Genomic DNA, 26,709 nt, shown 5'->3' on the forward strand with positions numbered 1-26,709 from the left:
GATCCAGGCATGGGCGTAAGCCGAGCGCTGTTGCTGTGTCTAGGGGCTTGCTTCGGCGTTCTGGCGGCCGAGCCGACGCCGCTGCCCGGCAAGATCCGCGCGGCCAGCGAGGAGTGGAGCGACTATACCGGCGCTGATGGCCGGGGCATGGCATGGGACATCCTGCGCGAGGTGTTCGAACCCGAAGGCGTGAAGCTGGAGATCCGCAGCGTCCCCTATACCCGTTCGATCGGCTTGGTGCAGCGCGGCGAGGCCGATGCACAGGTCGGTGCCTATCGCAATGAAACCGAAGGGCTGCTTTATCCCCAATGGCACTACGACGTCGATCATATCTATGCCTTGGGACTGGCCTCCAAGCCGTCACCTACCCTGGAGACAGTCGGCAATTATCGACTGGTATGGATGCGCGGGTACGAATACAACGCCTACCTGCCCAACATCCGCCGTTTCAACGAAATCCACCGGGCGGTGGGGATCCTGCCGATGCTGCTGCATGATCGGGCCGATTTCTACATCGATGCCCTGATGGAGATCCAGGGCGTGCTCGCCAAGGCCGACAATCCCCAGCAGTACAAGCTCTCGCCGTTGATCAACCTGCCGCTGTACCTGGGCTTCGCCAACACTGAAAATGGACGGGCGCTGCGTGCGCTGTTCGACCGGCGCATGGAGGTATTGGTGAAAAGTGGCAAGTTGAAACCGATTTTCGAGCGCTGGAAGCAACCTTATCCTTTCGACGAGCACGGTAAGCCACCGAAGGCGTAATCAATCTTGTCGATAGTAATAGTCGACAATTCAGCTTAAGCGTCTGCCGGGACCTGCTGTTACAATGCCCTTCTCTGCGAATCTCCAGTACTAGATCAGGAGCACACCGGTGCCTGTCGTTTTTGTTGCCGCTTCCAAGCTGCCAACGCCCTTTGCGCAATTCACCATGCATGGTTTTCTGGATGAGGCCACTGGCCGCGAGCACGTTGTGCTGAGCCTGGGTGATATTGCCGATGGCGCTCCGGTACTGGGCCGCTTGCACTCCGAATGCCTGACGGGCGATGCCCTGTTCAGCCAGCGCTGCGACTGCGGTTCGCAACTCGAAGCCGCCTTGCAGGCCATTGCTCGCGAAGGTCGAGGCGTGTTGCTGTACTTGCGCCAGGAAGGGCGTGGCATCGGTCTGTTGAACAAGATCCGTGCCTATGAATTGCAGGATGGCGGTGCCGATACCGTGGAGGCCAACGAGCGCCTAGGTTTTGCCGCCGACCTGCGCGACTACAGCATCTGCCTGCCCATGCTCGAACACCTGGGCGTCAAGTCCCTGCGTTTGATGACCAACAACCCGCGCAAGGTCAAGGCGTTGACCGACATGGGCATCGTGGTGGCGGAGCGGGTGCCGCTGCACACCGGCCATAATCCCCACAACAAGCTCTACCTGGCGACCAAGGCCAGCAAGCTCGACCACATGATGGGCAACGAGCACCAGGGCGAGGTCGACCGGGCGTGACGCGGGGTCAGGTCCGGCGACGGCTGTCCATCGGTTGGTGGAAGTACCTGGCGTTGGCGTTGCTGCCGCTGTTCGTGATCAATCTGGTTTTCGGCCAGGGCGAAGCGATCCTGCCGGTGCTGGCGATGCCGCTGTTCATCGCCGGCGTGGCCTCGATGTTCGTCAGCCTGCGATTCTTCGGCGCATACAAGCACGCCTTGATCGCCACCCAGAATGCCCTCGATACCCCCGAAGAGCCTCAGGCCTGGATCACGTTGGCGGCCCGTCGACGTGCTGCCTTCCTGGCTGCCGGGTTGCCGGCCTGGATTGGTGCCCTGGCGGTGTTCGTGGGCCTGGAAGCGGTGCCGCTGATGTTGCTGGCCTTGTCCTCGGCGGTGTTGTTCTACCTGTATCGCCTTCCGCGTCAGCTCGGCTGATAGGCTGTTGGCTGGCGCGTCTGCTGCCGGCCGTCAGCGATGCCCTCGCCATGTCTGTTACGCACGCCCCTGTGGGAGTGGGCTTGCTCGCGAAGGCGGAGTGTCAGTCGACGCTGATGTCGAGTAACACTCCGCCTTCGCGAGCAAGCCCGCTCCCACAAGGAGTCTGTGGTGTTTGAAGGTCAGAGACCCAGCAGCTGCAACCGCTGGCGCACGGAGGCTTCGATCCCAGCCTCGTCCAGGCCGCACTCGGCCAGCATCTGCGCCGGCTTGGCGTGTTCGACGTAGATGTCCGGCAGTCCCAGGTGAAGCACCGGCTTGAGGATGTTTTCCCGGGCCAGGAACTCACTGACTGCCGCACCGGCACCGCCCATGATGGCGTTTTCTTCGATGGTCACCAGCAGCTCATGGCCGGCGGCCATTTCGCGGACCAGGGCTTCGTCCAATGGTTTGACGAAACGCATGTCAACGACCGTGGCGTCCAGGGTCTGGGCGACTTTCATGGCCTCGGCCAGTTGCACGCCGAACACCAGCAGGGCGGTCTGTTTGCCCTGGCGGCGGATCACGCCCTTGCCGATTTCAATTGGCTCGAGGGTGGCCTCGATGGTTGCGTTCGGTCCGCTGCCACGGGGGTAGCGCACTGCTGCCGGACCATTGAACAGGTGGCCGGTGGTGAGCATCTTGCGCAGCTCGTTTTCATCGCTCGGGGTCATCACCAGCATGCCGGGGATGCAGCGCAGGAACGAAAGATCGAAGCTGCCGGCGTGAGTCGGGCCGTCTTCACCCACCAGGCCGGCGCGGTCGATGGCGAACAGCACATCGAGATTCTGCACCGCGACATCATGCACCAACTGGTCATAACCGCGTTGCAGGAAGGTCGAGTAGATCGCCACCACCGGTTTTGCTCCTTCGCATGCCATGCCGGCAGCGAGGGTCACGGCGTGCTGCTCGGCAATCGCCACGTCGAAATAGCGCTGCGGGTAGCGTTCACTGAAGGCCACCAGGTCGGAGCCTTCCTTCATGGCCGGGGTAATCCCCACCAGGCGCGGGTCCGTGGCGGCCATGTCGCACAGCCATTGGCCGAACACGGCGGAGTACTTGGGTCCACCGGCCTTTTTCGGGGCAGAGGCCGGGGCGTCCAGTGGTTCGAGCTTGGTGATGGCGTGGTAACCGATGGGATCGACTTCCGCCGGGGCGAAGCCCTTGCCTTTCTTGGTTACCACATGCAGGAACTGTGGGCCCTTGAGGTCGCGCATGTTGCGCAGCGTGGCGATCAGCGTCGGCAGGTCATGACCGTCGATCGGGCCGATGTAATTCCAGCCCAGTTCTTCGAACAGTGTGCCGGGGACCAGCATGCCCTTGGCGTATTCCTCGGTGCGGCGGGCGATTTCCCAAGCGCCGGGCAGGCGCGACAAGACCTTCTTGCTGCCTTCGCGCATGCTGGCGTAGGTACGGCTGGAAAGGATCTTCGCCAGGTAATTGGACAAGCCACCGACATTGCGCGAGATCGACATGTCGTTGTCGTTGAGGATCACCAGCATGTTGGCGTTGACTTCCGGCGCGTGGTTCAGCGCCTCGAAAGCCATGCCCGCCGTCAGGGCGCCATCACCGATCACGGCAATCGCCTTGCGGTCGCTGTTCTGCAGGCGGGCGGCAATGGCCATGCCCAGCGCAGCGCTGATGGAAGTGCTGGAGTGGCCGACGCCAAAGGTGTCGTACTCGCTCTCGGAACGCCGTGGGAAAGCGGCGATCCCGTCCTTCTGGCGCAGCGTGCCCATGCGCTTGCGGCGACCGGTGAGGATCTTGTGCGGGTAGGCCTGATGGCCGACGTCCCACACCAGCCGGTCGTCCGGGGTGTCGAATACGTAATGCAGCGCAATGGTCAGCTCGATGACGCCCAGACCGGCACCGAAGTGCCCACCGGTCTGGCCGACCGTATAGAGCAGTTCCAGGCGCAGCTCATCGGCCAGGGTTTCCAGCTCGGCTTCACCCAGCCGACGCAAGCCGTCCGGCGTGTTGGCGCGGTCCAGCAGGGGCGTGGTCGGGCGTTTGCGGGGAATCTCTTGAAACGTCGTGGGCATCAGGCGAATCGTTATAGGTATAGAAAGAGGCGGCAGTTTACCTTATGCATCGCAAGCTGCCCACGCGTTGGCCGGAACTTGGCCGATACGCAGTCTGAAAGATTGACCCCGTATCAGCTGCGTCGTTCGACGATATAGTGCGCCAAGTCGCGCAACGGTTCGGCCGCCGCGTCAAACGGCCGCAACGCTTCCAGGGCCTGGTCGCGCAACTCCAGGGCGTAAGCCTTGGCGGCGTCGAGGCCCAGCAGGGCCGGGTAAGTCGGCTTGTCACGGGCGATGTCGGCACCCTGGCGCTTGCCCAGGGTCTGGGTATCGCTTTCGACGTCGAGGATATCGTCCTGCACCTGGAACGCCAGGCCGATGGCCCGCGCGTATGCCTGCAAGGCGTGCAACTGTTCTGGGGTGGCCCGGCCGCTGGCGAGGGCGCCAAGCTTGACGCTGGCTTCGATCAAAGCCCCGGTCTTGTGCCGGTGCATGTATTCCAGCGCACCCTGATCCAGCTTCAGGCCGACCGAACCCAGGTCGATGGCCTGGCCGCCGACCATGCCGGCGGGCCCTGCCGCCAGCGCCAGGGCACTGACCATGTCCAGGCGGATCTGCGCCGGGCAGTCGCTGAGGGCCGGGTCAAGCAGGGCGCTGAAGGCCAGGCTCTGCAAACCATCGCCGGCCAGGATCGCGCAGGCTTCGTCGAATTGTTTGTGGGTGGTCGGCTGGCCGCGACGCAGGTCGTCGTCGTCCATGGCCGGCAGGTCGTCGTGCACCAGGGAATAGGCGTGGATCAGCTCCACCGCGCACGCCGCGCCGTTGGCCTGTTCGGCCACACCGCCCAGGGCTTCGCAAGCGGCATAGGCCAGCAGCGGCCGCACCCGCTTGCCACCGTTCATGACGCTGTAGCGCATGGCTTCGTACAGGCGCGCCAGCTCGGGGCTCGGCGCGCTAAACAACGTGCCCAGTGCAGCATTGACCCGGGCCTGGCTGCTGGCCTGATAGGCACCGATCATTCAGGTTGTTCCGCGTCGAAAGGTTCTTCGGTCAGCTCGCCATCGCGTTCGAGCAACAACTGCACCTTCTGCTCGGCCTGGGCCAGCGCCGCCTGGCAGTCGCGAGTCAGGCCGATACCTTGTTCGAAGGCAGTCAGCGAGTCTTCCAGCGACAATTCGCCGTTCTCCAGCCGTTCGACCAGCGTTTGCAGGTCGGCCAGGGATTGTTCGAAGTCCAATGCAGCTTTTTTGCGGGCCATGGCGGCTATTCCGGTTGACTGTTAAACCGGCGCGACACTAGCAGACATGGGGGTTCGGGGCAAATCAGGACAGGGCTGGGGGGGGAGTGTACCTCTGTGGCGTGTCTTTGCCGCAGCAACATTCGCTTACCACAAACACAGTCTCACGCAGCTGGATAATTGATTCGGTACCGAGTACTGCGTCCACCTCCCGGTAATCGCTCCAGACAGCCTTTTTCCAGCAACTCCGCCAGGTGTCGGGTTGCGGTTGCCTTGGAAACCTTGGCCACGGCCTGGTACTGCGCTGCGCTGATACCGTGCTCAAAACCTTTTTCACCACCATCAAGCAACCGATTCAGCACTTTGGTCTGTTCCGGGGTGAGTCCCGAGGCGCGGTGAACCTGCCAGAATCGAGCCTTGCCCAACACGCTTTCGATCTGGGCCATGGCTTTGTGCAAGCTGCGCGACAGGGTCTGCAAAAACCAGGTAAGCCAATCGGTGATATCCAGCGTGGCTTTCTGAGCGCTTTCAAGTGCTCGGTAGTAGCCAGCGCGGTCATCAAGAATGCTCACGGACATGGCGTAGAAACGGATCGCCTGGGCTTCGCCCTGGGCCAGTGCGAGATCGGTGAGGTTGCGGGTCAGGCGCCCGTTGCCATCGTCAAATGGATGCAGGGTGACAAACCAGAAGTGGGCGATACCGGCCCGCAACAAAGGATCGAGTCCGGATTGATGACGGCTGGCCTCAAACCAGTCGAGGAAGGTTTGCAGTTGCTGCTCGAGACCTTGGCGAGGCGGGGCTTCGAAATGAACAGTGGGACGGTCCAATCTGCCCGAGACCACTTGCATTGGCTCGTCTCCCCGTAGCGAACCTACGCGAATGTGCTGATGGGCCAGGTCGCTCGTCTGTTCAGGGAAGAGCCACTCGTGCCATTCAAGCAGCCGCTCGACGGTCAGGGGCTGGCTGAAGTGTCGGGTAGCGTCCAGCAAAAGGTTCGCCAGGCCCTCACTGCGCGGGCTGACCGGAGTGTCACTGGCCCGCTCCAGGCCCAGGCGTCGGGCCAGGGACGACCGCACCGAGCCCACATTCAATTGCTCCCCTTCAATGGCCGATGAGGTCACGATGTTCTGCAACAACGCATCCAATTCGTTCTGGGCGTTGAGCGACGCGGTGACAGCGCCGGTCATGCCGAGCAGTTGACCTTGGGTTTGCACGCATTCGCGTAGCAGAGCCGCCAATGTTTCGGGCTGCCAGTGAAAGTTGGGCCAGTCGGGCTGTTGCCAGATCCAATAGGGTTCCATGAGCCTGTCCATACCGGGGATGAGCCGAATAATAACGTTATTCGGCTCATTTCGTGAGCCGAATAACTCCGCTAATCGGCTCACGCTCTCCCCAAGACGTGATTTCCCACACAGAATCACGCGTTCCCCGATTGTGAATAATGCGCCGAATCGCTAACCTTCGCGCCATCTACAGCCCCCGTATGGCGGGCTCCTGACGAAACCTGAAAAAAGATAATCAATGCGCCGAGGAAGGGCGCCAGGTTGCGTTGTGCATGGCAGGAGGCATACATGCGTTTTCTTTCATTGCTGATCGCGCTGATGGCCACACCGCTGGTGTGGGCCGAGCCTGCGGCCGAGATGTCGGAGCCGGTGGGCGGCTGGCGTTACAGCGGCTTGCTCGATCGCACTGAAAACCCGCAGGTGGCCTATCCCACGCCGCCCATCGACCGAGGCGTGCAGCGCAATCGCACGATGATCGAGGGCCGGCTCAAGGCCATGGGCACCGCCCGTCCGCCCCACAGCCTGGCGGTCAACGGCAATCCACTGAATCTCTATACCGACGAAGAAGGTCGTTTCGCCCGGCCGTACGCGTTCGGTGCCGGTTCCAACAGCGTCGAGGTCCGCAGTTCCGAAGGCAAGTCCCTCAAGCGTGTGCAGTTCTATGAGGCCAACAACCTGCGGACCCCGGCGCAGATCCGCGTGGTGCTGGGCTGGGACGACCCCAAGGCCGAGCTGGACCTGCACATCATCACCCCCGACGGCCAGCATGCCTTCTTCGGCCAGCCGGCGCTGAGCAACGGCGGCGGCCTCGACCCGGACGGCGTCGATGGCCCCGGTCCCGAAATGTTCACCATGACTGCGCCGATGCACGGCACCTACCTGGTCTACGTGAATTATTGGGGCAACTACGGCGACGGCGGCTATAACTTCGACGAAACCAGCAACCAGAACGAGGTGATCACCTCGCAGATCAATCTGGTGCTCAACGAAAACACCGTCAATGAGAAACGCGAAACCTTTGTCGTGCCCCTGCGGGCCATCGGCGATCTCTTGCTGGTCAAGACTTTCAACTACTAATTCCGCTCCACGGATGAACAGGCCCTTGTGAATATGAGCGACAACACTGCTTCCCCGACCGTGCCGACATCTGTCGCTAAACCTGCGCGCCGCTGGCCGGCGCTGCTGATCGGGCTGTGCCTGGTGGCCGGTGTCGCCGCCGGGTTGGGCTGGTTCATGCACAAGCCCAAAGCACCACCCACGGCGCTGGCGCTGGAAAAGCTCGGCCTGAGTCGTCCCGATGGGCTGCTTGAAGCCCATTCCCTGAGCCAGTTGCCCAAGGACCTGTTGGCAGTGCCGTTCCTCAAGGCCACGCTCACCGAGGATTTCGTCTTTTATTACCAGGCCCATGCCGACCGCCTGGGGCTGATCGGCAGCCTGCGCCGAATCATCTATGAGCATGACCTCAAGCTGCAGGACAGCCTGATCGAGGAACTTTTTGACCAGCCCGCCGATGTGGCGCTGTGGCGCGGTGCGGATGGCCGGCTCAAGGATTTCCTGTTAGTGATGGACCGCGGCGGGCTGGCCAAGGTGCTGGAGCCGCTGGCAAAAGTCGCCCTGGACGATACGCAGTTGAGCAAGCTCAGCGACCTGAAGGTCGGCGGCGATGACGTCGCGCTCTACCAGCTTAGCTACAACGCCAGCAAATCCCTGGTGTTCGCCTCCCACGGCGACAAGCTGGTGGTGCTGTCCGATCCGAGCAAGCTCTATGATCCGGCCAACGGGGCGTTCGACGAGCGTGGTGCCGTTTCCACTACCGCACTGGCGGCGCTGCTCAATGGCGACAAGCTCTTTACCGAAGCCTTCGGCCTGCCGCCCAAGGCACCTGAGGTCAAGCAACGCATCTCGGTCAACGCCAGCGTGCTCGCCATGGGCTACCAACGTTTCATTCCGAACTTCGCCGGGTTGCGTTTCGACATGGACGACAAGGGCTGGCACAGCTTCCTGGCCATGGACGAGCTGGAGAACCAACCGGATTTCGACTTCAAGCCGATCTGGCAAGCCATGCCCATGGGCGCCAGTGCCTGCGTGGCCTTGCCATTGGCCGCTGAACAGCAGAAACCGCTGCTGGTAAAACTCGGGGCCGAGGAAAAAGCTGCTCAGGCCATGGTTGACCATATGGCCGGCGCGGCGGGCCTGTGCTGGTATGCCGATTCGCGTTTGTACACGCCGTTGCTGGTGGCCAGCCTGAACGAAGACGACGGCAAGTTCGACGCCGACCTGGGCAACCTGTTCGGGTCGATGGTCGGCGCCTATGAAAACAACGTGGCCGAGCACGCGTTCCCGGTCGTCGAGAAGCAGGAAGGCTCGATGCATCACTGGCAGCGCCAGGTGAGCTCCAACTTCGGCCCGTACCTGGCCAAGGACTCGCTGCAACCCGATGCCATCACCGGCAAGGCGTTCATGCGGGTCAGCCTGGCGCGCCACGGTTCGACTCTGCTGTTCTCCCTCGACGACAAACTGGTGGACAAGGCCCTCGGCACCCTCGACAAGCGCTTCCCGCCGATGGCCGACGTGGTGCCCAAGGACCTGCTGATGCCGTTCTACTTCGGCCCGGACTCCATGGCGCAACTGATGCAGCGTGAAACCCTGGACAGCTTGCCCCAGGACATGGAACCGGTGTTCTACAACGCCGCGCAGACCTACTTGATTCCAAAACTGCGCACCCTCGGTGGCTATGGCAAATACGCCCTGACCCTGCCGGCAGGCAGCGAGCCGGACGGCCACTGGCAGTGGTTGCCGCTGGAATGGAAAGCACTGTGACCGGACTGATCCGCACGCTCGGGCTGATGGCACTGTTCCTGGGAGGACAGGCGTTTGCCATGGAAACGCCGTCGCTGGATGTGCAGCAATCCCAGGTGTTCCGTGCCTGGTTCGTGCGCATCGCCGAGGAGCAGTTGAGCCGGGGCCCGAGCCCGCGCTGGTACCAGCAGGACTGTGCCGGGCTGGTACGTTTTGCCGCCAACGAAGCGCTGAAGGTCCACAACGAAAAATGGCTGCGCAGCAATGGCCTGTCCAATCGCTACCTGCCGCCGGAGCTTGAGCTGAGCGACGACCAGCGACGCCTGGCCCAGAAATGGCAGCAGGGTGGCGGCAAGGTCGGGCCTTACGTCAACGCCATCAAGTTGATCCAGTTCAACAGTCGTCTGGTGGGCCGTGACGTGGCCCAGGCCCGTCCTGGCGACCTGATGTTCTTCGATCAGGGCGATGACCAGCACCTGATGATCTGGATGGGCCGCTACATCGCCTATCACACCGGCACCACAACCCCTACCGACAACGGCATGCGCTCCGCAAGCCTGCAACAACTCATGAACTGGAAGGACACCCGATGGATACCCGACGCAGCCAACCCCAACTTCATCGGCGTCTATCGACTCAACTTTCTCTCCCAATGACCGGTGCCCGCATGCTGCGCTTGTGTTCGAAACTGTCCCTGCTGTTTGCCTTGTTGCTGGCCTCCTTCGTGCACGCCGAAGACACGGTGGAGCCCAGCGGCTACACGCCAGTGTCCGGTGAAAGCTTCTTCCTGCTGGCCGACAGCAGTTTCGCCAGCGATGAGCAGGCCATGGTCCGCCTCGAAGCGCCGGGCCGCGACTATCGCCGGTTTCGTATGGAGCCTTACGGTGGCGCCGATATCCGCGTCTATCGCATTGAAAAGCCCCTGGACTTCCTAAAGCGCCAGAAGAACCTGCACCGTGTCGTCAGCGACGGCCAGTTCAAGGGTGAAGGGCTCTCGAACACCCTCGCGTACCTGTGGGACAACTGGTACCGCAAGTCCCGTCGGGTCATGCAGCGGGCGTTCTCCTACGAATCCCGCCGGCAGGTGACCGAGGAAGTACCGGAGCTGAAGATTGGTGATGCCCTGGTTGCACCGACGCCCTACGAGGCTCCGGCCCAGTTCGCCCTGATCCCGGGCCTGCCGCTGGTCAGCCAGTTCCGTTATCCGCTGTGGCAAGCCAAGCCGATCCAGCCGCCGGCGGGCGTCAACCTGGCCGGTTCGTCCAGCGAGTTCGTCAGCGTCGCGCCGGGCAATGTCTACATCCCGCTGGGCCAGCTCAAGCCTGGCCTGTACCTGGTGGAAGCACTGGTCGGCAAGTACCGGGCGACCACCATGGTCTTCGTCTCGAACACCGTGGCGGTGAGCAAGATTTCCGGTGACGAACTGTTGGTCTGGGCTGCCCGCAAGCATGAAGGCAGCTCGGTGCCCAAGGTCAATGTGCTGTGGACCGACGGCCTGGGCGTGATGAACAGCGGTGCTACCGATGAAAGCGGCCTGCTGCGTCTCAAGCACGTCAGCCCGGAGCGTTCGTTCGTCATTGGCGAGGATGAGGAGGGTGGGGTATTCGTTTCCGAGAACTTCTACTACGACAGCGAAATCTACGACACCAAGCTCTACGCCTTCACCGACCGGCCGCTGTATCGCCCGGGGGATTGGGTCTCGCTGAAAATCGTCGGCCGTGAATTCAAGAACGCCCGCGACTCGGTGCAACCGGCGGCGGCCGACGTCAATGTCAGCGTGCTGGATGCCACGGGCACCGCGCTGCAGACCCTGGCCCTCAAGCTGGACTCCAAGGCCGGTACCCAAGGCCGTTTCCAATTGCCGGAAAATGCCGTGGCCGGCGGCTATGAACTGCGCTTCAGCTACAAGGATCAGATCTACAGCAGCGCCTTCCGTGTGGCTGAATACATCAAGCCGCACTTCGAGATTGCCTTGAACCTGGCCAAGCAGGAATACCGCACCGGCGAGCCGGTCAAGGGCAAGCTCGTGCTGCTGTACCCGGATGGCAAGCCGGTGGTCGATGCCACGGTGAGTCTGAGCTTGCGGGCCCAGCAACTGTCGATGGTGGACAACGAGCTGCAATACCTGGGGCAATTCCCGGTTGAACTGACCAGCAGCGAAGTGACCACCGACGACCAGGGCGTCGCGATGCTCGAACTGCCGGCCGCCGACAAGCCGAGCCGCTACACCCTTACCGTGTTTGCCAGCGACGGCGCGGCGTATCGGGTCAAGACCACCAAGGAAATCCTCATCGACCGCGGCGCGGCGAATTTCCGCTTGAGCGCTCGCCAGCGTTTCAGTGCGTCCGGTGAAAAGGTTGCGTTCAGCTACGTCAACGAAGGCGGCAGCGAGCAAAGCAAGGCCGTGACGCCGGCGGGCTACGCCTGGGTGCGCCTGGAAGACCAGAGCACCGGCGAGGGCAAATTGACGGCCAAGGACAAGGGGTTCACCGTGGCCTTTGATCGTCCCGGTACCTATAACCTGACCCTCAAGGACGACCACGGCCGGGTCATCGGCGCCGCGGCGCATGCGGTGACCGGCGAAGGCGTCAAGGCCGTGCCGGGCACCGTCGAGATCGTCCTCGACAAGCAGGAATACAAGGCCGGTGACGAAGCACTGGCACTGATCACCTTCCCGGAGCCAGTCAGCGATGCGCTGCTGTCCCTGGAGCGGGACAAGGTCGAGGCCACGGCGCTGCTGTCCAAGGGCGGCGACTGGCTGAAAATGGAAAGCCTCAGTCCGACCCAATACCGCGCCCGCATTCCGGTGAAAGACAACTTTGCACCAAACATGACGTTCTCGGTCCTGTACACCAAGGGCGGCCAATACAGCTTCCAGAACGCCGGCATCAAGGTGATTACGCCGCAGATCGACGTCGCGGTCGTCACCGACAAGGCCACTTACCGGCCTGGCGACACGGTGACCGTAGACCTGAGCACCCAGTTCGCCGGCAAGGCAATTGCGGCGCACCTGACCGTCAGTGTCGTGGACGAGATGATCTACGCCCTGCAACCGGAAGTGGCGCCGACCATCGATCAGTTCTTCTATCACCCGCGCCGCAACAACGTGCGCACCAGCGCCAGCCTGTCGTTCATCAGCTACGACGTGGCGCTGCCGGGCAGCCCCGGTGCGCCGGGCAAGGCCAACCGCAGCGAACGCGGGGTCAAGGTGCTGGAGCGGCCGCGTCGTGAAGACGTGGACACGGCTGCCTGGCAGCCGGAGCTGGTCACCGATGCCAACGGCAAGGCCCGCTTCACCTTCAAGATGCCGGACTCGCTGACCCGCTGGCGCATCACCGCCAAGGCCATCTCCGACGACGGCCAGGTCGGTCAGAAAAAGCAATTCATCGCCTCGGAAAAGCCGCTGTACCTGAAGTGGAGCGGCCCGACCCGGTTCCGCACCGGCGACAAGCCGCAACTGGGCCTGTTCGCCTTCAGTCAGTCGGATAAACCGCTGAAGGCGGAACTGCTGATCCGTTACGCCGGCGCCGAGCAACGTGTGGCAGCGGATCTGAAGAAAGGCATCAACTACGTGGCGCTGCCAGCCATGGAGTTGAGCAGCGGCGACCTGAGCGTCCAGTTGCAGTTGAGCGGTGAAACCCAGGACGCCCTGGCCGTTCACCTGAATGCCAGCGGTAATGGCTGGCTGGTCACCCAGAGCCAACGCCTTGATGTGGCCGCCGGCGACACGCCACTGGCCTTGCCGGCCGACGCCAGCGATGTCCGCCTGCGCCTGGACGACAGCCCGCAAGCGCTGTTCCGTTCCGCCCTGGACGACCTGTTGAGCTATCCCTACGGTGGTGTCGAGCAGACCGCCAGTGGCCTGCTGCCGTTGAGCATTGCGTACCCGACCCTGGCGTCGGACTCGCAGACCCGCGACCGCTTGCGCCTGATCATGCAAAACAGTCGCCTGCGCCTGGTACAGATGGCCGGCCCATCGGCGAGCTTCACTTGGTGGGGCCAGGACGGCGAGCCGGATGCCTTCCTGACCGCTTACGCCTATTACGCCGACTGGCACGCCAGCAAGGCGCTGGACATCAGCTTGCCGCCGGAACACTGGCAGCGCGTGCTGGAGGTCTACGCCAAGCAGGCCGGCGATACGCCGCTGTTGCAGCGCGCGCTGATTCTGTCGTTTGCCAAGCAGATGCAGCTGCCGGTGAACACCTTGCTCAGCGGCTTGGTGGACGATCTGGCGAAGGCCGGTGCGGGCAACGCCGGGAGTGTGATGGACAACGGTGACGACAGCCTGGTCATGAACACACCGGATTCGGCCCTGGGGTTGGCCACTGCTCGCGTACTGACCGCAGCCCTCGCCAAACAGGCGAAAGTGCCACTGCCGGATGCATTCAACCGTCAGCTGGCCGCCGCCCAACAGCAGCTGGATGTCAGCGTTCAGCCGTTTGTCGAGGCCCTGGTGTTGTCGTTGCAAACCTTCGATCAGGCCCGGGCAGCCGCGCTGCTGGAGCGGCTGTTGCCACAACAGTCCACCCTGGAACGGGCCCTGGCCCTGACCTGGTTGCAGCGCAGCATCGAGCAGGCATCGCCGGCCGTGGCACTGGCTCCAGGCGAAGGTTGGAAAGCCCGTCAAGGCGCCACCGGGGAAACCTACTGGCAGTGGCAGGGCGCGCAGTTACCGACCACTCTGACCCTCAGCGGTGCGCAGCAGCGTCCGTTGCAAGCGGCTCTGAGTTTCCAGAGCCAGCAACCGCCGGTGGCGCCGATGGCAGTGTCCATTACCCGTCGGCTGTCGCGCCTGGTACCGGGGACCGATGCCTTTACCTTCACGCTTGAGGCCGTGGGCAACAAACCGTTGTCCAGCGACAGCCTCTACCTGGATGAAGTGATCATCAACAGCAAGGCCGCCATACCATTGCGCTACGGCATGCTCGAAGTACCACTGCCACCAGGCGCCGACGTGGAACGCACCACCTGGGGCATCCAGTTGCAGGGTAAACCCGACAGCGAACCGACGTCGCTGGAAAAGGCGCGCTTCGAGCCGGGCCAGATGGCTTATGCGGTACCAGTGGATGCCCTCAGTGGCGAACTGCGCCTGCGGCATCTGGTGCGCTTCTCCCAGAAGGGCCAGTTCAACCTGCCACCGGTGCGCTTCACTCAGGTCTATGCGCCACAGAATCAGGCCTGGGAAAAGAAACCGGCGCTCGGTCAGGTCACGGTCAACTGACATGCGCAAGCGGTGGGTTGGGTGGCTGTTGTGCTTGATTCCTGCGCTGGCGACGGCGCAGGACGAGCCGTTGCGCCTGGCCTTCGACGGCCAGTTGTTGCGGGTGAGCCAGACCCAGGTGCTGGATCGCCAGCCATTGCCCGATTCCCTGCAGACACCGCTGGGCAGTCTGTGGAAGTTGTTCGTCTACGCGTGGCTGGTGGACACCGGCGCCCACGAACCGGTGTATGAATGCCGCGGGGAGTCGAAAGAAGAGGTTTACTGCTGCAGCGCCGGGAAAAGTATTGGTCGCGATCAGGCACTGGTGAAGTCCTGCGGCTTGTATTTCGAACCGCAGCGGCTCGGGCTTTCGGCCGCCGGTTGGCGCGACTACTGGCAGGCCCGTCAGGCGCCGGCGTGGCTGCTCGACCTGCCGACCCTGCAACCGCAAAAACAGGTTCCCGTCGCGCAATTGCTCAAGGCATTGGCGACGCTGCCGGCCCAGGACCAGGCCCGCCGGGTGCTGCTGGACGTGGCGCTCAATGCGGCGGATGGTCGCCTCGTGGGGCAACTGGGCAGCCGTTTGCGGGTCAAGACCTGGAGCTGGCTGGGCGACCAGGGACCGTCGTCGCGCCAGGGCGGCTTCGCCGGTTGGCTGGCCGATGGCACGCCCGTATGGGCCGGTGGGCGCGGCACCAGCCAGCAGGTCCTGAAGGTGTTCGGTGATGGACTGGCCACGGCGCTGCCGACCCACTGGCCGGCCGAGACAGGGCGTTGCGTGGAAGTGGGGTTGTTTGCCCGTTATCCGTTGCAGCAGGTCATGTCGGGCAACCAGCCAGCCTCGCTGGGCCAGTTGCGCGGCGATTACCGCGTCGAGTTCACCAATGGCAACCAACTGGATATTCACAGCGATGGCGAACTGTTCCTGACGCCCGGCAAACTGGTGGCGCGGCTGGATCGGGAGGAATACGTCGCCCGGGTCCTGCAACGCGAGGCCAAGGCCGAACCCGCCGAAGCAGCCAAGGCCCTGGCCGTGGCGATCCGCACCTATCTGCTGCAAAACGCCCAACGCAACGGCGATTGCCTGAGCATCGACGACAGCAGCCATCGCCAGCGCGTCGCCCCCCGCCCGGCGGCAGCGCAAACCCGTGCCATTGCGGCCTGGACGAGCGATCTGGTCCTGGCCGGCACCGATGTCACCTACCACTCCGACCAACCCGGCCCGGACAAACTGTCCTGGCTGCAAGCCGTGGAACAAGCCAACGCCGGCCAACGCTACGACGCCATCCTGTTGCATGCCTATCCGCGTGCCAGTCTCAGCCGCTGGGACAACCCCGTGGCGTCCTGCGAAGCGCTGCCGGCCGCCCAGGACTGGCTGCTCAAGCAGCGTCGAGGCTGGCGCTCCAGGCTGGAAAGCGAAGTGGGCTACAACGAAATCAGCTCATTCGCGGTGTGCCGCGTCGCTTTCGGCCGGCCTTACGTCGACCGCGAACGCCAGCGCATCTACGTCCGTGGTGTGCTGTCGCTGCAGGACCGTCTCGACCTGACACACGAATATTTGCACCTGGCCTTTGAAGCTCACCCCAACGGCCAGGACGAAGACTATATCGAAGGGCTCGCCCGTCACCTCTTGCTGGAATAGACCATGACACTCCGTTATCCACAGGTCTTGCTGTTGCTCTGCGCCATGACCGCGTTGCCCCTGGCCATTGCCGCCGATGGGATCAAACTCGACACTCCGATTGGTGGGTGGCGCAGCGGGGCGCCGGGCGGCGAAGGCGAAAACTTCAGCCAGACCGTCAATTATCCGGCCTCGTCGGTCAACACGCCCCAGGGCCAGGCCAACACCGCGCGCATCACCGGCCAGATCAAGGCCATGCCCAAGGACAACAACGAGCCGGGCAAGCTCATCGTCAACGGTGTGGCCCTGCCGCTGAAGCTCGATGAGGAAGGTCGCTTCGACCGGCCGTTCTCGTTCCCCAACGGCAGCAACAGCGTCGAGGTGCGCAGCCCCGACGGCCAGCATCGTCACCGCACCCAGTTCCTCAACACCAGCGGCGGCGCCACCCCGGCCAAGCTGCGGGTGCTGCTGACCTGGGACAGCGACGGCACCGACCTGGACCTGCACGTCATCACCCCGGACGGCGCCCACATCTGGTACGGCGACCGCGTCGCCCCCAACGGCGCGGTCCTCGACGTCGACGTCACCACCGGCTACGGCCCGGAAATCTTCGCCATGCCCGCACCGATCAAAGGGCAATACCAGGTCTATCTGAACTACTACGGCGGCGGTTATCGCAGCGTTCCGGATGACGAGGAAGGCGACGGGGAAAGCAGCGGCGGGCAGGACGCTGTGCAAGCGCTGACCACGGCGCAAGTCACCGTGATCACCGAGGAAGGCACTCCGAGCGAGAAGATGGAAACGTTTGTCGTGCCGATGCGGGCGGTGGGGGAGCTGACGTTGGTGAAGAGCTTTAGCTATCCGTGAAATCGGAATCGTCCAAGCTGACCTTCACTCGCTGAGGGGCAGCTAGACGATTTTTAGCCTTTTCAAAGAGCACTTCGTCCTCTTCGTCGAACGGTAGCGTTCCTCGTTCTGCGACGTATTGGAGGGCCTGACGCATCAGTTCGGATGGAGTAATGCCGAGCTTCTTCAGCTCGGCAAATGACCGGTGTTTGAGGTCATCGTCGATATGAAAACTGATGGAAGGCATTGCGAGGCCTGTAATGATATTTCAGGTTAAGTTAGCGATTGCATGGCCCACTCGGCAACTGTCGATTTGCACCATCGCTCTGCCACGTACAGAAATGTGGCGAGAGCAAGCTCCCTCTCCACAGGTTTTGCACTAGGCACCACAGGTTTTTCAGCTTGCGGTCCGCCGCTTGTCGCTTTCCCTGAATTCTCCCCCTGACTTCCAGTCGATTTCAAAGAGCCCATTCATAAAACGGGACAAGCCCACCCCCCCGCGACAGGAGGCCATCCATGCGTGTCCATCACCTGAACTGCGGTTGCATGTGCCCGGTGGGTGGGGCTTTGTTCGATGGGTATAGCGGGGGGCTGACGGCGTGTCTGGTGTGTCATTGCCTGTTGATTGAAACCGATACCAACGGGTTGATCCTGGTGGACACCGGTTTCGGCCAGCGGGATGTCCAGACGCCGGAGCGGCTGAGCCGGTTCTTTCGTGTCTTCAACAACATCAAGTTCGAACATCGCCTCACGGCCCTGGAGCAAGTCCGGCGCTTGGGTTTCGATGCCCACGATGTGCGCCATATCCTGCTGACCCACCTGGATTTCGATCATGCTGGTGGGCTGCAGGATTTCCCCCAGGCCCGGGTGCATGTGATGCGCGATGAGATGGCGGTGGCCCGCTCTGCAAATACCTGGATCAGTCGGCGTCGGTTCCAGGCCCGCCAGTGGCAGGGGGTAGACAGTTGGGAGTTCTACACCACCGAAGGCGATACCTGGTTCGGCTTCGACTCGGTGCGTGCACTGATCGGTGCCGAGGAAGAAGATATTTTCCTGGTGCCGCTACAGGGCCACACCGCCGGTCACGCCGGAATCGCCCTGCGCACCCCGGACGGCTGGATGCTACACGCCGGCGATGCGTACTTCTTTCACGATGAAGTCCACCAGCCCGAGCCCCATTGCCCACCGGGCCTGAAGCTTTATCAGTACATGATGGACACCCATCGTCCGGCGCGCCTGCATAACCAGGGACGTTTGCGGGAACTGGCCTTGTCCCGGGACCATCAACCCGTGGATATCTTTTGCAGCCACGACTCTCGGGAATGGGAGCGCGCCCTGGCCCGGGCGCGCAAAGTCCGAGGCGATTGCACCGCTATGCCCCCAGCCACCGGTAAGCAGTCGACCTGATGCTTTTCCGGCGTGACGTAACACTCGTTTTCCCTTTGCCCACTTCAAGTGGGCTTTTTTTCAGGTCCACCAGTACCGCACCAGATGGAAGAAGATCGGCGCGGCGAAGCATACCGAGTCCAACCGATCGAGCATGCCGCCATGGCCTTCGATCATGTGCCCCCAATCCTTGACGCCCCGGTCGCGCTTGATTGCCGACATGACGATGCCGCCGGCAAAGCCCAGCAGGTTGATCAGCAAGGCGATGAGGAATGATTGCCAAGGGTTGAACGGCGTGATCCACCACAGCGCACCACCGATCAGCGAAGCCAGGAAAATACCGCCGGCAAAACCCTCGACGGTTTTCGACGGCGACAGGTTCGGCGCGATCTTGTGTTTGCCGAACAGCTTGCCGCACACGTACTGCAGCACATCCGACAGTTGCACCACGATCACCAGGTAAGCGATCAACAGCAGGTTGCGTCCTTCAAAACCGGCGATGTCCAGGGTCAGCAAGGCCGGGACGAAGGAGATGCAGAACACCGCAATCATCAATCCCCACTGCACCTTGGAAGCACGCTCCAGGAAGTGCGTACTGTCGCCCCCCAGGGACGCCAGGATCGGCAACAGCAGGAACACATACACCGGGATAAAGATCGAAAACAGTCCGTACCAGTCGTAGTAGATCAGCAGGTATTGCAGCGGCAGTGCCAGGTAGAACGCGGCCACCAACGCTGGATAATCACTGCGCCGGGTCGGTGTGAGGGTCAGGAATTCCCGCAGGGCATAGAACGACACGGCGTAGAACAACAGGATCACCGCCGCATTGCCGAGCCAGAACGCAATGCCAATCACCAGCACCATGATCCACCAAGCGTTGATCCGCGCATTGAGGTTGTCGATGACTGAGTTCGGCGTGCCTTTGGTCTTCAGCTTGAGAATGAAACCGATCAGCGAAGCCAGCACCAGAATTGCGCCAATCCCGCCAAACAACATGAGGGTATATCGATCCATCAGACGTGCTCCGGGGCCAGTGCCAGCAGCGCGGCGCGGCTGCGTTCAAGAAAATGCTCTTTGCTTTCACCGTCTTCGATACACAACGGCGCGCCGAAACTGGTGGTGCACAACAGCGGCAGGGGCAGCACGCGGCCCTTGGGCATGACGCGGTTGAGGTTGGCGATCCACACCGGGATCACCTCGACCTCGGGATGACTCTTCATCAAGTGATAGATCCCGCTCTTGAACGGCAGCAATCCTTCATCGGGGTTGCGCGTGCCTTCCGGAAAGATGATCAGCGAGTCACCGTTCTCCAGGGCTTCGAGCATCGGCTGCAGAGGGTTATAGGACGGGTCCTTGCGCTCCCGATCCACCAGCACGCCGTTGAACACCCGGTTGATGATGTAGCGACGCACCGGGCTCTTTTGCCAATAATCGGAACCCGCCACGGGCCGGGTGAGCTTGCGCAATGCCGGTGGCAGCGAGGCCCAGAGCAGCACGAAATCACCGTGGCTGCTGTGGTTGGCGAAGTAGATCCGCTGCACCGGTCGCGGCGCACTGCCGAGCCACAGGCTGCGGGCGCCCGTGACCATGCGGGCGGCGGAGGTGATGAGATTGGCGACCACGGGTTCGAGCATGAGGATTCCTTATCCTGAAAAAGCTAACCAAGGGCTGGCCAGGATGAAGCCCAGCGTCAAGACGATTTGTGCGGCCAACAACAGCGACTGCCTGCGCAGCAGCCGCAAGGCGCCGTGGCTGCGTTCGCTCCAGGGGCGGCCACTGCGTTCGGGCGGTTGCAGGCCAAGCGTACTCAGTGCCTGATCCAGTGCCTGGGTCCGCTCGGCCAATGGCTGGATACCGTCCGCCACGCGCTGGAACAGATCGGCGTCGAACGCCACGCGCAACGCCCAGTATTTTTGCAACACGCCGAGGCTGAACAGCACGACGCTGAACAGCAGCAACCAGGGATCGACATTGCCCACCAGCCATTGACCCAACCCCAGCAGCGCCGCCAGCAGGGTCAACCCGGTGGAAAACTGGTCCAGCGAATGGCCCCGGCGCAACAGGCTCGCCACAGTGTGCAGCTGCATGTCACTGCTCATGGCGATGGCCTTTGCGCAATGGCTCCAGCGCCTGACGGTGCGCCTGATGTAAAACAATATGAGGGCGGACGCGCTGGAGTTGCACAATCGCAGCGTCGACACTGGCCGCCCGGCCACTGTGCAACAGCCAGGCGATCACCGCGGTGGCGCTGCGCGAATAACCCAAGGCGCAGCAGACCAGCACCGGCCCTTGCTGGCGCAGTTTTTCAATCGCTTGCGCCGCCTGCAGGCATTGCTCGCTGGTCGGTGCCGTGAGATCGAGCACTGGCAACGAGCGATAGGCAATCGCGCTGCTGTCCATGGACATTTCGGCACAGAGGTCGAGCACCCCGGTAAACGCGCTGTCCTTCAACTCCAGCGGGGTGGGAATGCGCCCCAGCCAGACGTTATCGGTCACGTGATCCGGCTGCGGATGCTTGCGCGTCCACCAGCGAGAGTTGATCCAGGCAGCGGCGAGATACGGCGCCAACAACCAGCGCACCGCCGGGCTCAGTTGGCCATCGGCACGCTTCTGAAAGCCGCCGGCATCGAACAGCAGATAGTTGAGCGCCACCAACGATACCGCCACCGCCGGCCAGATCAACCAGAGCCACGCGCCGCGAAAGGCGAATGCCGGGACGAACAGCGCCGCCGCACCCACGCCATAGCGCAGGGCCAATTGCAGACGGCTGCGATCAGGCGTCAGGCGGGCACTGAGTAGCGGGCTCGGCCGGTCCAGCGGCCACAACCAGACACACAGCCAGCCGGCCAGTGCGCCGGTCGGTACGTCGACAAAGTGATGCTGGTAAGTGGTCAACACCGATACGCCGATCAACGCGAACCAACCGTGCATCAACCAGCGCCAGGCACCCTGCAGGTGTCGCTGGTAGCAGATCCAGAGAATCACCAGCAGCGCGATATGCAGCGACGGCGCCTGGTTGAACGGTTTGTCGAAGCCTACGAGGACGTCGAACAGCCAGCCAAACACTCCGTCCATTTCCGGTCGGGGAAAGGTGAAGCGCAGTGGCCAGATCAGGAAGCAACTGACCGCAATCGCCTGGGCGGTGAGCAGACGCAAGGCGTGGCGCTTGAGTTCGGCGCGGCTGGTGGGCAGCAACAGCGACAGGCCGTAAAGCAGATCGATCGACCAGTAGGGCACGATGGTCCAGGCCATGAACGGCATGTGGCTTTCCCAGCCGAACACTAGGCTGCCGACGTCGTCGCGCTGGGACGTCACCCACGTGGCGAAACCGTAGGTGCTGAAGAACAACGGCGCGAGCAACAGCAGCCAGCACACCGCCGGTTTCAGCAGGGCAGGTTCGCGGGGCGGGGCGATGACGGCGCTCATCACTGCACGCGCTGCGCCAGCGACACGCTGAAGATGCCCCACTCATCGACGCGCAGGGTGATCTTGCGAAAGCCCGCCGCCTCGACCAATTGATCCATTTCGGCCTGGCTGCGCCGACGCATCACCCAGGCCTGGCCGGCGCGGTGGCTGGTGAGGGCGCGGGCGATCAGTTCCAGTTGCGGGTGCCATGGCTGGCCGGTGTACACCAGGTAACCGCCGGGCTCCACCGCTTCGGCCAGGCCGGCGAGCGAACCGCCGACCATCTGGTTATCGGCAAACAATTCGTACAGGCCGGACACCACGGCGAGGGTTGGCTTGGGCGTAAGCGCCGCGAGGTCCTGGCGGTTGAAGGCGTCGCCTTTGACGAACCGGGCGATGTCCTCCAGGCCTTTTTCGGCGATCAGCGCGCTGCCGTCGCGCACGTTGATATCGCTGTAGTCGCGCAGCAGGATCGACTCGGGCAGTGGATTAACGCCGTGCAGCGCCTCGAGTATGTAGCGGCCGTGCCCGGCGGCGATGTCGACGATGCGCACCTCGCGGTTCTCTTCGCGCAACTTGCCCATCGCCAGGCGCAGCAACTCCTCGACGTTCAGCTTGCGCTGGCGGATGCCTCGCCAGCCGATGGAGTTCAGGTAGTTCTGGTCGATCATCTTGCCAATCGGCGAAGTGCCGGTGGGGCGGTTGCGGTAGACGTAATCCAGGGTGCTACCGGAATCGAAGCCAGTGTCGAAACCCAGCTTCACCCCGGCCGACAACTTGCTGCCCAAGCGCATGCTGGCGCGGGTCATGCGCCAGTACAGGTCGCGCAACGAGTTGTGGGGCAGGGGCGTGGCCAGGGCTTCGGACTCGGCGCAGGTCGCGCCAATGCGGTCCGCATCCAGTAAGGAAGGGCGGTCCAGCGGACGGGCGAAATTCTGCAGAATGAAACGGCGTGCGCTGGCAATGGCCGGCGCGCGGTTCTTCTCGCCCAGGGTGTCGTGGAAGAACCCCGGCAGGATGTGTTTTTCCTTGTGCAGGCTGCCCAGCCGCTCGAAGAACTGCTCCTGGGGTTTGCGATGCACCACAAAGTCGGAGCCGGAGATCAGCAACTGCGTCGGCACCTGGATCGCCTGGGCATCGGCGACCACGCGGTCGGCGGCTTCATACAGGCCCAGCAGCACATTCACCGAAATCGCCTTGGTGATCAGCGGATCGTTGTCATAGGACGCCACCCGTTCCGGATCATGGCTGAGGAACTTGGCCTTGACGTAGCTGTTGACGAAAAAGTTGCCGCGAAACTTGCGCATCAGCGCCAGGCCCGGGCGGGCGAACGGCACGTACAGTTTCACCTTGAACGCCGGCGACGCCAGCACCAGTGAGCGAATGCGCGGCGCATAATCGTGGACCCAGGTGGACGCGATCACCGCGCCGACGCTTTGCGCCACCACGGCGATGTTCTGCTCATCGATCTGATGCGTCGCGCCGATGTGGTCGCAGAAGGTCTGCACGTCCCGCGCGCTGGTGGCGAAACTCGGGCTGTCACCGCGTTCACCGGGAGACTGGCCGTGGCCGCGGGCGTCCCAGGCAAAGAAGTCGAAGCCGGGCAGATCCAGCTCATCCACCAGATGTGCGATGCGCCCGGAATGCTCATGACCTCGGTGAAACAGCAACACGGCCTTGCGGGGTTCGCCCGGGGCCGCGGCCACGGCCGGCCAGTGCCGGTAGAACAACTCCACGCCATCAAAAGTGGTGAATGTCCGGTCTTGAGCTTCGCGCATTGCGACTTCCTTATGCTGAGGGAGCGTTTTCCTTCACTTGGTCCAGGCCATGACGGACCCGGTTGACCAAGGTATAAACCAGCAGGGCGGCAACCACCGCCATCACACCATCGACCCACAGCGCCCCGAACCAACCCAAGGCAATACCGGTCGCCAACACGCCACATACAAAGGCCCGGTCACTCTTGCCCATGGGGCCGTCATAGCGCCGCGAAGCCCCGACCATCGCCCCCAGCACACCCGCGTATTCGCTGAACAACGCCAACAGCGTGACCAACAACACGAGCAACAGACTGGCATCAGGAATCAAGGCAAAGGGAAGGATCAGGGCCGCGTCGGCGATGATATCGCATAGCTCATTCAGGTAGGCACCCAGATGCGATTGCTGGCCGAACTCCCGCGCCAGCATGCCGTCCACGGCATTCAAGGCCATGCGCAGGAACATCCAGACCGGCACCAGCACAAACACCCACGGATGACTGGCGAACCAGGCGATCACCGCACCCACCAGCACGGAAATGATGCCTGCGAGCAGGGTCACCTGGTTGGCGGTGACGCCCTTGTCGTAGAGCCGTTGCACGGTAGGACGCAGCAGATTCTGGAAGGCGGGTTTGAGTTGGTAGATGGAGGGCATCGGGGCGAGATCTCGGGCCGGTTGCGGGCATAAAGGATTCAGCAGCGAGATTACGATAGGTTGAGGGTTTGCTGGTGGTTATTTGTTGGGAATGAGCTTCGGTCTACATCTCGCGCTGAATCAGCCTGCGATGGACATCATTCAAAAATGTGGGAGCGAGCCTGCTCGCGATGGCGTCGCGACTGGATTTAACGAATCGCCCTACATCCATTACCTCCTTCCCTGACTTATTTCTCCAGCTCGCCCCGGCAAAGTCTCGCGTCCGTCCCTGTACCGCGAGATCCCTGCATGTTTGCCCCTGACAAACTCCTGCGCCTGAACAACGCCATCGGCTCGTTGGTGGTGGCGGCCATGGACCCCGATCAGCCCGATGCGGCAACGGTACTGGCGGATTTTCGCAACTGCCTGAACGACTACGACAGTTGGGCACAGAGCTTCTGGACCGGCTGGGCGCTGGACACCGAACAGGTTTTCAAGGTCGGCAACGAAGTGGCCCTCGCGGCGCCGAAAAATCTGAATGAGCCCTTCATCGCCATCATGGCGACGTGTCCGGCGAGCGGCCCACTGACGCTGGTGCACCTGTTTCAGGCGGCGCGCTTCGTGCCGATCGGCAACACGCCGGTGATGTTGGAGCCGGTCATCGACGGTGAACCGGGCAAGGAAACTTTCGGCGAGCCGCTCCATTACACCATCGGCCCCAGCGGCATCCTGGAAATCCCCGAATGCTGGCGGGGGCGCCGCTATCGCATCAGCTTCTTCCCCGAGGTCACCGCGGATCACGTCAAGGCGCTGTACGCGTCTTATCAGGGGGTGATTGGCGAGCTTGAGGGCTGGCTGAAAGAGGAATGGGAAACCCAGTTTCAACCGCTCTGGGCGGAGTTTTCCGACGCCGGGTTTCGCGAACGCTACAACCTGTTGCAGCAGGCCGACTGGCGCGGACTCGAAAACGCCCTGCAAGCGCTGTGGAATGACGTCAAGCAGGTCTTCGAACTGCTGGCGGACCTGCAAGCCAATAGCGAGAAGCTGTTGGAGTATCTGACCCAGGCCGAGCTCGACCAGTTGCTCAAAGCTTCATCCGAGGCGATTGCCAAGGGGCTGATGGTGCTGAGCGACGAGCCGTTGCTCTTCGTGCACATGGCCGCATTCGCCAGTTGGTTGCGGATGCTGCCGCCCCAGTACCTGGCCGAAGTCGTTGGACAGATACGGGCCTCGGTGCTGATCAATTTCCTGCTGATCCGCTTGACCGGCGCCCTCGGCCTGGGCGTGCGCATAAGTGGCAAAGTGCTGGACCAGCTCCAGTCCGGGCGAGCACGGGAGTGGTTGCGGGCGTCGAGCCAACGGCTGGGCCAATTCGCCCCTGACCGGCTCAACCAGCATGCCGATGTGTTGAAACCGGTGTTGGTCAGCGCCCAGGGCGCGTCATTGAAACCGACTCCTGTCCGCTCGTTGCAGATTACGCCTGAGCATGGGCCGTCCTTGTCGGTCAGCAATCCCGCCGCTGTGGCGCGGGAAAAGTCTCAAAGTGCTACCCGGCTGAGCAAGCACGAACCCCACGACGACGCCCCGGCCCAACCGAAAAACCCCAATGGCGACAGCGCCGACAGCGCGGCCCTGACCCGCACCGACGGCTGCCCGGTGTCGATGGTCACCGGCGAAGAACTGCTGACCCTGGACGACGGCACGCTCGATGGCCGGTTGCCCTTCGTCTTCACCCGCCTGTACCGCAGCAGCGCGGCGGACCAGGACGTGGGGCTGGGGCGCGGCTGGAGCCATGCCCTGGCGCATCGCCTGCAGCTTGAAGGCGAACAGGTCATCTGGATCGACCAGGAAAACCGCCGCACCACCTTTCCGCTGCCCCACGCCCAGCGCCCGGCCATCCACAACAGCCTGGCCCGGGCGGCGATCTACCTGGGGGTCGAGCCGGACGAACTGATCATCGCCCAACCCGGCGAAAACGCACCTTTCCTACACTTTCGCGACGGTTATCTGACCGCCCTCAGCGACCGCTATGACAACCGCCTGACGATCCAGCGCAACATCCATGGCGACATCAGCCGCCTGGACAACGGGGCCGGGCGCGCCCTGCAGCTGCGCTACGATCAGCGCCACCTCATCGCCCTCGACTACCAGAGCTTCCATCCGGCGCCCACCCTGGACGAGGCCTGGCGCACCGAACAGACCCTGGCGACCTATCGCTACGACGCGCGCTCGCGGCTGATCGAAGCGACCAACGCCGCCGGCGAAAGCGAGCGCTACGACTACGACGACGGGCACGTCATCCTCCAGCGGCAACTGGCCGGCGGCGCAAGCTTTTTCTGGGAATGGCAGGGCACCGGGCAGGCGGCCCGCTGCGTGCGGCACTGGGCCTCGTTCGCGCAGATGGACACGCATTACAGCTGGGGCGAGGACGGCAGCGTCACGGTCCGGCACCTCGACGGCAGCGAAGAGACCTATGTTCACGACGACCGGGCGCGGCTGGTGCGCAAGGTCGAGCCCGACGGTGGCGAACACCTCAAGGCCTACGACGCACAGGGCCGGCTGATTGCCGAACA

The 26,709-nt window shown here is 62.9% G+C and carries 22 protein-coding genes; 11 read left to right on the plus strand and 11 right to left on the minus strand.

Annotated features, from left to right (window positions below):
• The first annotated feature begins 9 nt into the window (after window positions 1–9).
• The 3 genes from FBX99_RS23195 (at window position 10) to FBX99_RS23205 (ending at window position 1,905) form a co-directional block, all read left to right on the plus strand.
• Window positions 10–762 carry an ABC transporter substrate-binding protein gene (locus tag FBX99_RS23195; RefSeq protein ID WP_145133050.1) on the plus strand — a complete coding sequence of 251 codons (753 nt, stop codon included), beginning with the start codon at window positions 10–12 and terminating at the stop codon, window positions 760–762.
• A gap of 109 nt (window positions 763–871) precedes the next feature.
• A complete protein-coding gene (ribA, locus tag FBX99_RS23200; RefSeq protein ID WP_144930549.1) occupies window positions 872–1,489 on the plus strand; it encodes a GTP cyclohydrolase II in 618 nt (205 codons plus the stop codon).
• Window positions 1,486–1,905: an MFS transporter gene (locus FBX99_RS23205; RefSeq protein ID WP_145133052.1), complete on the plus strand. Its 420-nt coding sequence runs from the start codon at window positions 1,486–1,488 to the stop codon at window positions 1,903–1,905. The genes ribA and FBX99_RS23205 overlap by 4 nt, the downstream gene beginning before the upstream one ends.
• 182 nt (window positions 1,906–2,087) lie before the next feature.
• On the opposite strand, the gene dxs is transcribed toward FBX99_RS23205, so the two are convergent.
• From dxs to FBX99_RS23230, 4 genes are all read right to left on the minus strand, one after another.
• Complete coding sequence (gene dxs / locus FBX99_RS23215) at window positions 2,088–3,986, minus strand: 1-deoxy-D-xylulose-5-phosphate synthase (protein WP_144930552.1); 1,899 nt, start codon at window positions 3,984–3,986, stop codon at window positions 2,088–2,090.
• Window positions 3,987–4,099: 113 nt separating this feature from the next.
• On the minus strand, window positions 4,100–4,987 hold the full coding sequence (gene ispA, locus FBX99_RS23220; protein ID WP_145133054.1) for a (2E,6E)-farnesyl diphosphate synthase: 888 nt from the start codon (window positions 4,985–4,987) through the stop codon (window positions 4,100–4,102).
• Window positions 4,984–5,226, minus strand: a complete 243-nt coding sequence (locus FBX99_RS23225) for an exodeoxyribonuclease VII small subunit (protein ID WP_003185917.1) — start codon at window positions 5,224–5,226, stop codon at window positions 4,984–4,986. The genes ispA and FBX99_RS23225 overlap by 4 nt, the downstream gene beginning before the upstream one ends.
• 143 nt (window positions 5,227–5,369) lie before the next feature.
• A complete protein-coding gene (locus FBX99_RS23230; protein ID WP_144930554.1) occupies window positions 5,370–6,506 on the minus strand; it encodes a Fic family protein in 1,137 nt (378 codons plus the stop codon).
• A gap of 270 nt (window positions 6,507–6,776) precedes the next feature.
• On the opposite strand from FBX99_RS23230, the gene FBX99_RS23235 reads away from it, so the two are divergent.
• Genes FBX99_RS23235 through FBX99_RS23260 form a run of 6 tightly spaced genes read left to right on the plus strand, consistent with a single transcriptional unit; the run spans window position 6,777 to window position 16,975 of the window.
• Window positions 6,777–7,565: a YfaP family protein gene (locus tag FBX99_RS23235; protein WP_145133056.1), complete on the plus strand. Its 789-nt coding sequence runs from the start codon at window positions 6,777–6,779 to the stop codon at window positions 7,563–7,565.
• A gap of 33 nt (window positions 7,566–7,598) precedes the next feature.
• Window positions 7,599–9,308, plus strand: a complete 1,710-nt coding sequence (locus FBX99_RS23240) for a DUF2138 domain-containing protein (protein ID WP_145133058.1) — start codon at window positions 7,599–7,601, stop codon at window positions 9,306–9,308.
• A gap of 26 nt (window positions 9,309–9,334) precedes the next feature.
• Window positions 9,335–9,943 (plus strand): DUF1175 domain-containing protein, encoded by a 609-nt coding sequence (locus FBX99_RS23245; RefSeq protein ID WP_256662556.1) that lies wholly within the window; start codon window positions 9,335–9,337, stop codon window positions 9,941–9,943.
• Window positions 9,940–14,508: an alpha-2-macroglobulin gene (locus tag FBX99_RS23250; protein WP_145133066.1), complete on the plus strand. Its 4,569-nt coding sequence runs from the start codon at window positions 9,940–9,942 to the stop codon at window positions 14,506–14,508. The genes FBX99_RS23245 and FBX99_RS23250 overlap by 4 nt, the downstream gene beginning before the upstream one ends.
• A 1-nt stretch (window position 14,509) precedes the next feature.
• The gene (locus FBX99_RS23255) at window positions 14,510–16,129 is read left to right on the plus strand and encodes a DUF2300 domain-containing protein (RefSeq protein ID WP_144930558.1); all 1,620 of its coding nucleotides are present in this window, start codon (window positions 14,510–14,512) and stop codon (window positions 16,127–16,129) included.
• Between the two features lie 3 nt (window positions 16,130–16,132).
• Entirely contained in the window at window positions 16,133–16,975 is an 843-nt protein-coding gene (locus FBX99_RS23260; RefSeq protein ID WP_144930559.1) for a YfaP family protein, read from the plus strand.
• Here FBX99_RS23260 and FBX99_RS23265 read toward each other — a convergent pair.
• Window positions 16,962–17,201 carry a type II toxin-antitoxin system RelB/DinJ family antitoxin gene (locus tag FBX99_RS23265; protein WP_144930560.1) on the minus strand — a complete coding sequence of 80 codons (240 nt, stop codon included), beginning with the start codon at window positions 17,199–17,201 and terminating at the stop codon, window positions 16,962–16,964. The genes FBX99_RS23260 and FBX99_RS23265 overlap by 14 nt on opposite strands.
• Before the next feature lie 269 nt (window positions 17,202–17,470).
• Between FBX99_RS23265 and FBX99_RS23270 the strand changes: the two genes are divergently transcribed.
• Complete coding sequence (locus FBX99_RS23270; protein ID WP_144930561.1) at window positions 17,471–18,361, plus strand: MBL fold metallo-hydrolase; 891 nt, start codon at window positions 17,471–17,473, stop codon at window positions 18,359–18,361.
• Window positions 18,362–18,421: 60 nt separating this feature from the next.
• Here FBX99_RS23270 and FBX99_RS23275 read toward each other — a convergent pair whose 3' ends face one another.
• The 6 genes from FBX99_RS23275 to FBX99_RS23300 are packed head-to-tail and all read right to left on the minus strand — an operon-like array spanning window position 18,422 to window position 24,157.
• Window positions 18,422–19,354, minus strand: coding sequence for a phosphatidate cytidylyltransferase (locus FBX99_RS23275; RefSeq protein ID WP_047702738.1), 933 nt, complete (start codon window positions 19,352–19,354; stop codon window positions 18,422–18,424).
• The gene (locus FBX99_RS23280; RefSeq protein ID WP_047702737.1) at window positions 19,354–19,974 is read right to left on the minus strand and encodes a 1-acyl-sn-glycerol-3-phosphate acyltransferase; all 621 of its coding nucleotides are present in this window, start codon (window positions 19,972–19,974) and stop codon (window positions 19,354–19,356) included. Before FBX99_RS23280 ends, FBX99_RS23275 begins: the two co-directional genes overlap by 1 nt.
• A 9-nt stretch (window positions 19,975–19,983) precedes the next feature.
• Entirely contained in the window at window positions 19,984–20,439 is a 456-nt protein-coding gene (locus FBX99_RS23285; protein ID WP_145133060.1) for a hypothetical protein, read from the minus strand.
• The gene (locus tag FBX99_RS23290; protein ID WP_145133062.1) at window positions 20,429–21,766 is read right to left on the minus strand and encodes a phosphatase PAP2/dual specificity phosphatase family protein; all 1,338 of its coding nucleotides are present in this window, start codon (window positions 21,764–21,766) and stop codon (window positions 20,429–20,431) included. Before FBX99_RS23290 ends, FBX99_RS23285 begins: the two co-directional genes overlap by 11 nt.
• Window positions 21,766–23,523 (minus strand): bifunctional alpha/beta hydrolase/class I SAM-dependent methyltransferase, encoded by a 1,758-nt coding sequence (locus FBX99_RS23295; RefSeq protein ID WP_144930564.1) that lies wholly within the window; start codon window positions 23,521–23,523, stop codon window positions 21,766–21,768. Before FBX99_RS23295 ends, FBX99_RS23290 begins: the two co-directional genes overlap by 1 nt.
• Before the next feature lie 10 nt (window positions 23,524–23,533).
• Window positions 23,534–24,157, minus strand: a complete 624-nt coding sequence (locus tag FBX99_RS23300; protein ID WP_144930565.1) for a CDP-alcohol phosphatidyltransferase family protein — start codon at window positions 24,155–24,157, stop codon at window positions 23,534–23,536.
• A 288-nt stretch (window positions 24,158–24,445) separates the two neighbouring features.
• On the opposite strand from FBX99_RS23300, the gene FBX99_RS23305 reads away from it, so the two are divergent.
• A partial coding sequence (locus FBX99_RS23305) for a DUF6531 domain-containing protein (RefSeq protein ID WP_145133064.1) occupies window positions 24,446–26,709 on the plus strand: 2,264 nt, incomplete at its 3' end.

Origin of the sequence: Pseudomonas sp. SJZ074, assembly GCF_007828215.1 — a bacterium.
Classification (GTDB): Bacteria; Pseudomonadota; Gammaproteobacteria; order Pseudomonadales; family Pseudomonadaceae; genus Aquipseudomonas.

Bases quoted from the DNA above. Each gene is read 5' to 3' on its own strand.
- FBX99_RS23195 (WP_145133050.1), top strand. From the start codon at position 10: ATGGGCGTAAGCCGAGCGCTGTTGCTGTGTCTAGGGGCTTGCTTCGGC.
- dxs (WP_144930552.1), bottom strand. From the start codon at position 3,986: ATGCCCACGACGTTTCAAGAGATTCCCCGCAAACGCCCGACCACGCCC.
- ispA (WP_145133054.1), bottom strand. From the start codon at position 4,987: ATGATCGGTGCCTATCAGGCCAGCAGCCAGGCCCGGGTCAATGCTGCA.
- FBX99_RS23225 (WP_003185917.1), bottom strand. From the start codon at position 5,226: ATGGCCCGCAAAAAAGCTGCATTGGACTTCGAACAATCCCTGGCCGAC.
- FBX99_RS23230 (WP_144930554.1), bottom strand. From the start codon at position 6,506: ATGGAACCCTATTGGATCTGGCAACAGCCCGACTGGCCCAACTTTCAC.
- FBX99_RS23235 (WP_145133056.1), top strand. From the start codon at position 6,777: ATGCGTTTTCTTTCATTGCTGATCGCGCTGATGGCCACACCGCTGGTG.
- FBX99_RS23240 (WP_145133058.1), top strand. From the start codon at position 7,599: ATGAGCGACAACACTGCTTCCCCGACCGTGCCGACATCTGTCGCTAAA.
- FBX99_RS23245 (WP_256662556.1), top strand. From the start codon at position 9,335: ATGGCACTGTTCCTGGGAGGACAGGCGTTTGCCATGGAAACGCCGTCG.
- FBX99_RS23250 (WP_145133066.1), top strand. From the start codon at position 9,940: ATGACCGGTGCCCGCATGCTGCGCTTGTGTTCGAAACTGTCCCTGCTG.
- FBX99_RS23255 (WP_144930558.1), top strand. From the start codon at position 14,510: ATGCGCAAGCGGTGGGTTGGGTGGCTGTTGTGCTTGATTCCTGCGCTG.
- FBX99_RS23260 (WP_144930559.1), top strand. From the start codon at position 16,133: ATGACACTCCGTTATCCACAGGTCTTGCTGTTGCTCTGCGCCATGACC.
- FBX99_RS23265 (WP_144930560.1), bottom strand. From the start codon at position 17,201: ATGCCTTCCATCAGTTTTCATATCGACGATGACCTCAAACACCGGTCA.
- FBX99_RS23270 (WP_144930561.1), top strand. From the start codon at position 17,471: ATGCGTGTCCATCACCTGAACTGCGGTTGCATGTGCCCGGTGGGTGGG.
- FBX99_RS23275 (WP_047702738.1), bottom strand. From the start codon at position 19,354: ATGGATCGATATACCCTCATGTTGTTTGGCGGGATTGGCGCAATTCTG.
- FBX99_RS23280 (WP_047702737.1), bottom strand. From the start codon at position 19,974: ATGCTCGAACCCGTGGTCGCCAATCTCATCACCTCCGCCGCCCGCATG.
- FBX99_RS23285 (WP_145133060.1), bottom strand. From the start codon at position 20,439: ATGAGCAGTGACATGCAGCTGCACACTGTGGCGAGCCTGTTGCGCCGG.
- FBX99_RS23290 (WP_145133062.1), bottom strand. From the start codon at position 21,766: ATGAGCGCCGTCATCGCCCCGCCCCGCGAACCTGCCCTGCTGAAACCG.
- FBX99_RS23295 (WP_144930564.1), bottom strand. From the start codon at position 23,523: ATGCGCGAAGCTCAAGACCGGACATTCACCACTTTTGATGGCGTGGAG.
- FBX99_RS23300 (WP_144930565.1), bottom strand. From the start codon at position 24,157: ATGCCCTCCATCTACCAACTCAAACCCGCCTTCCAGAATCTGCTGCGT.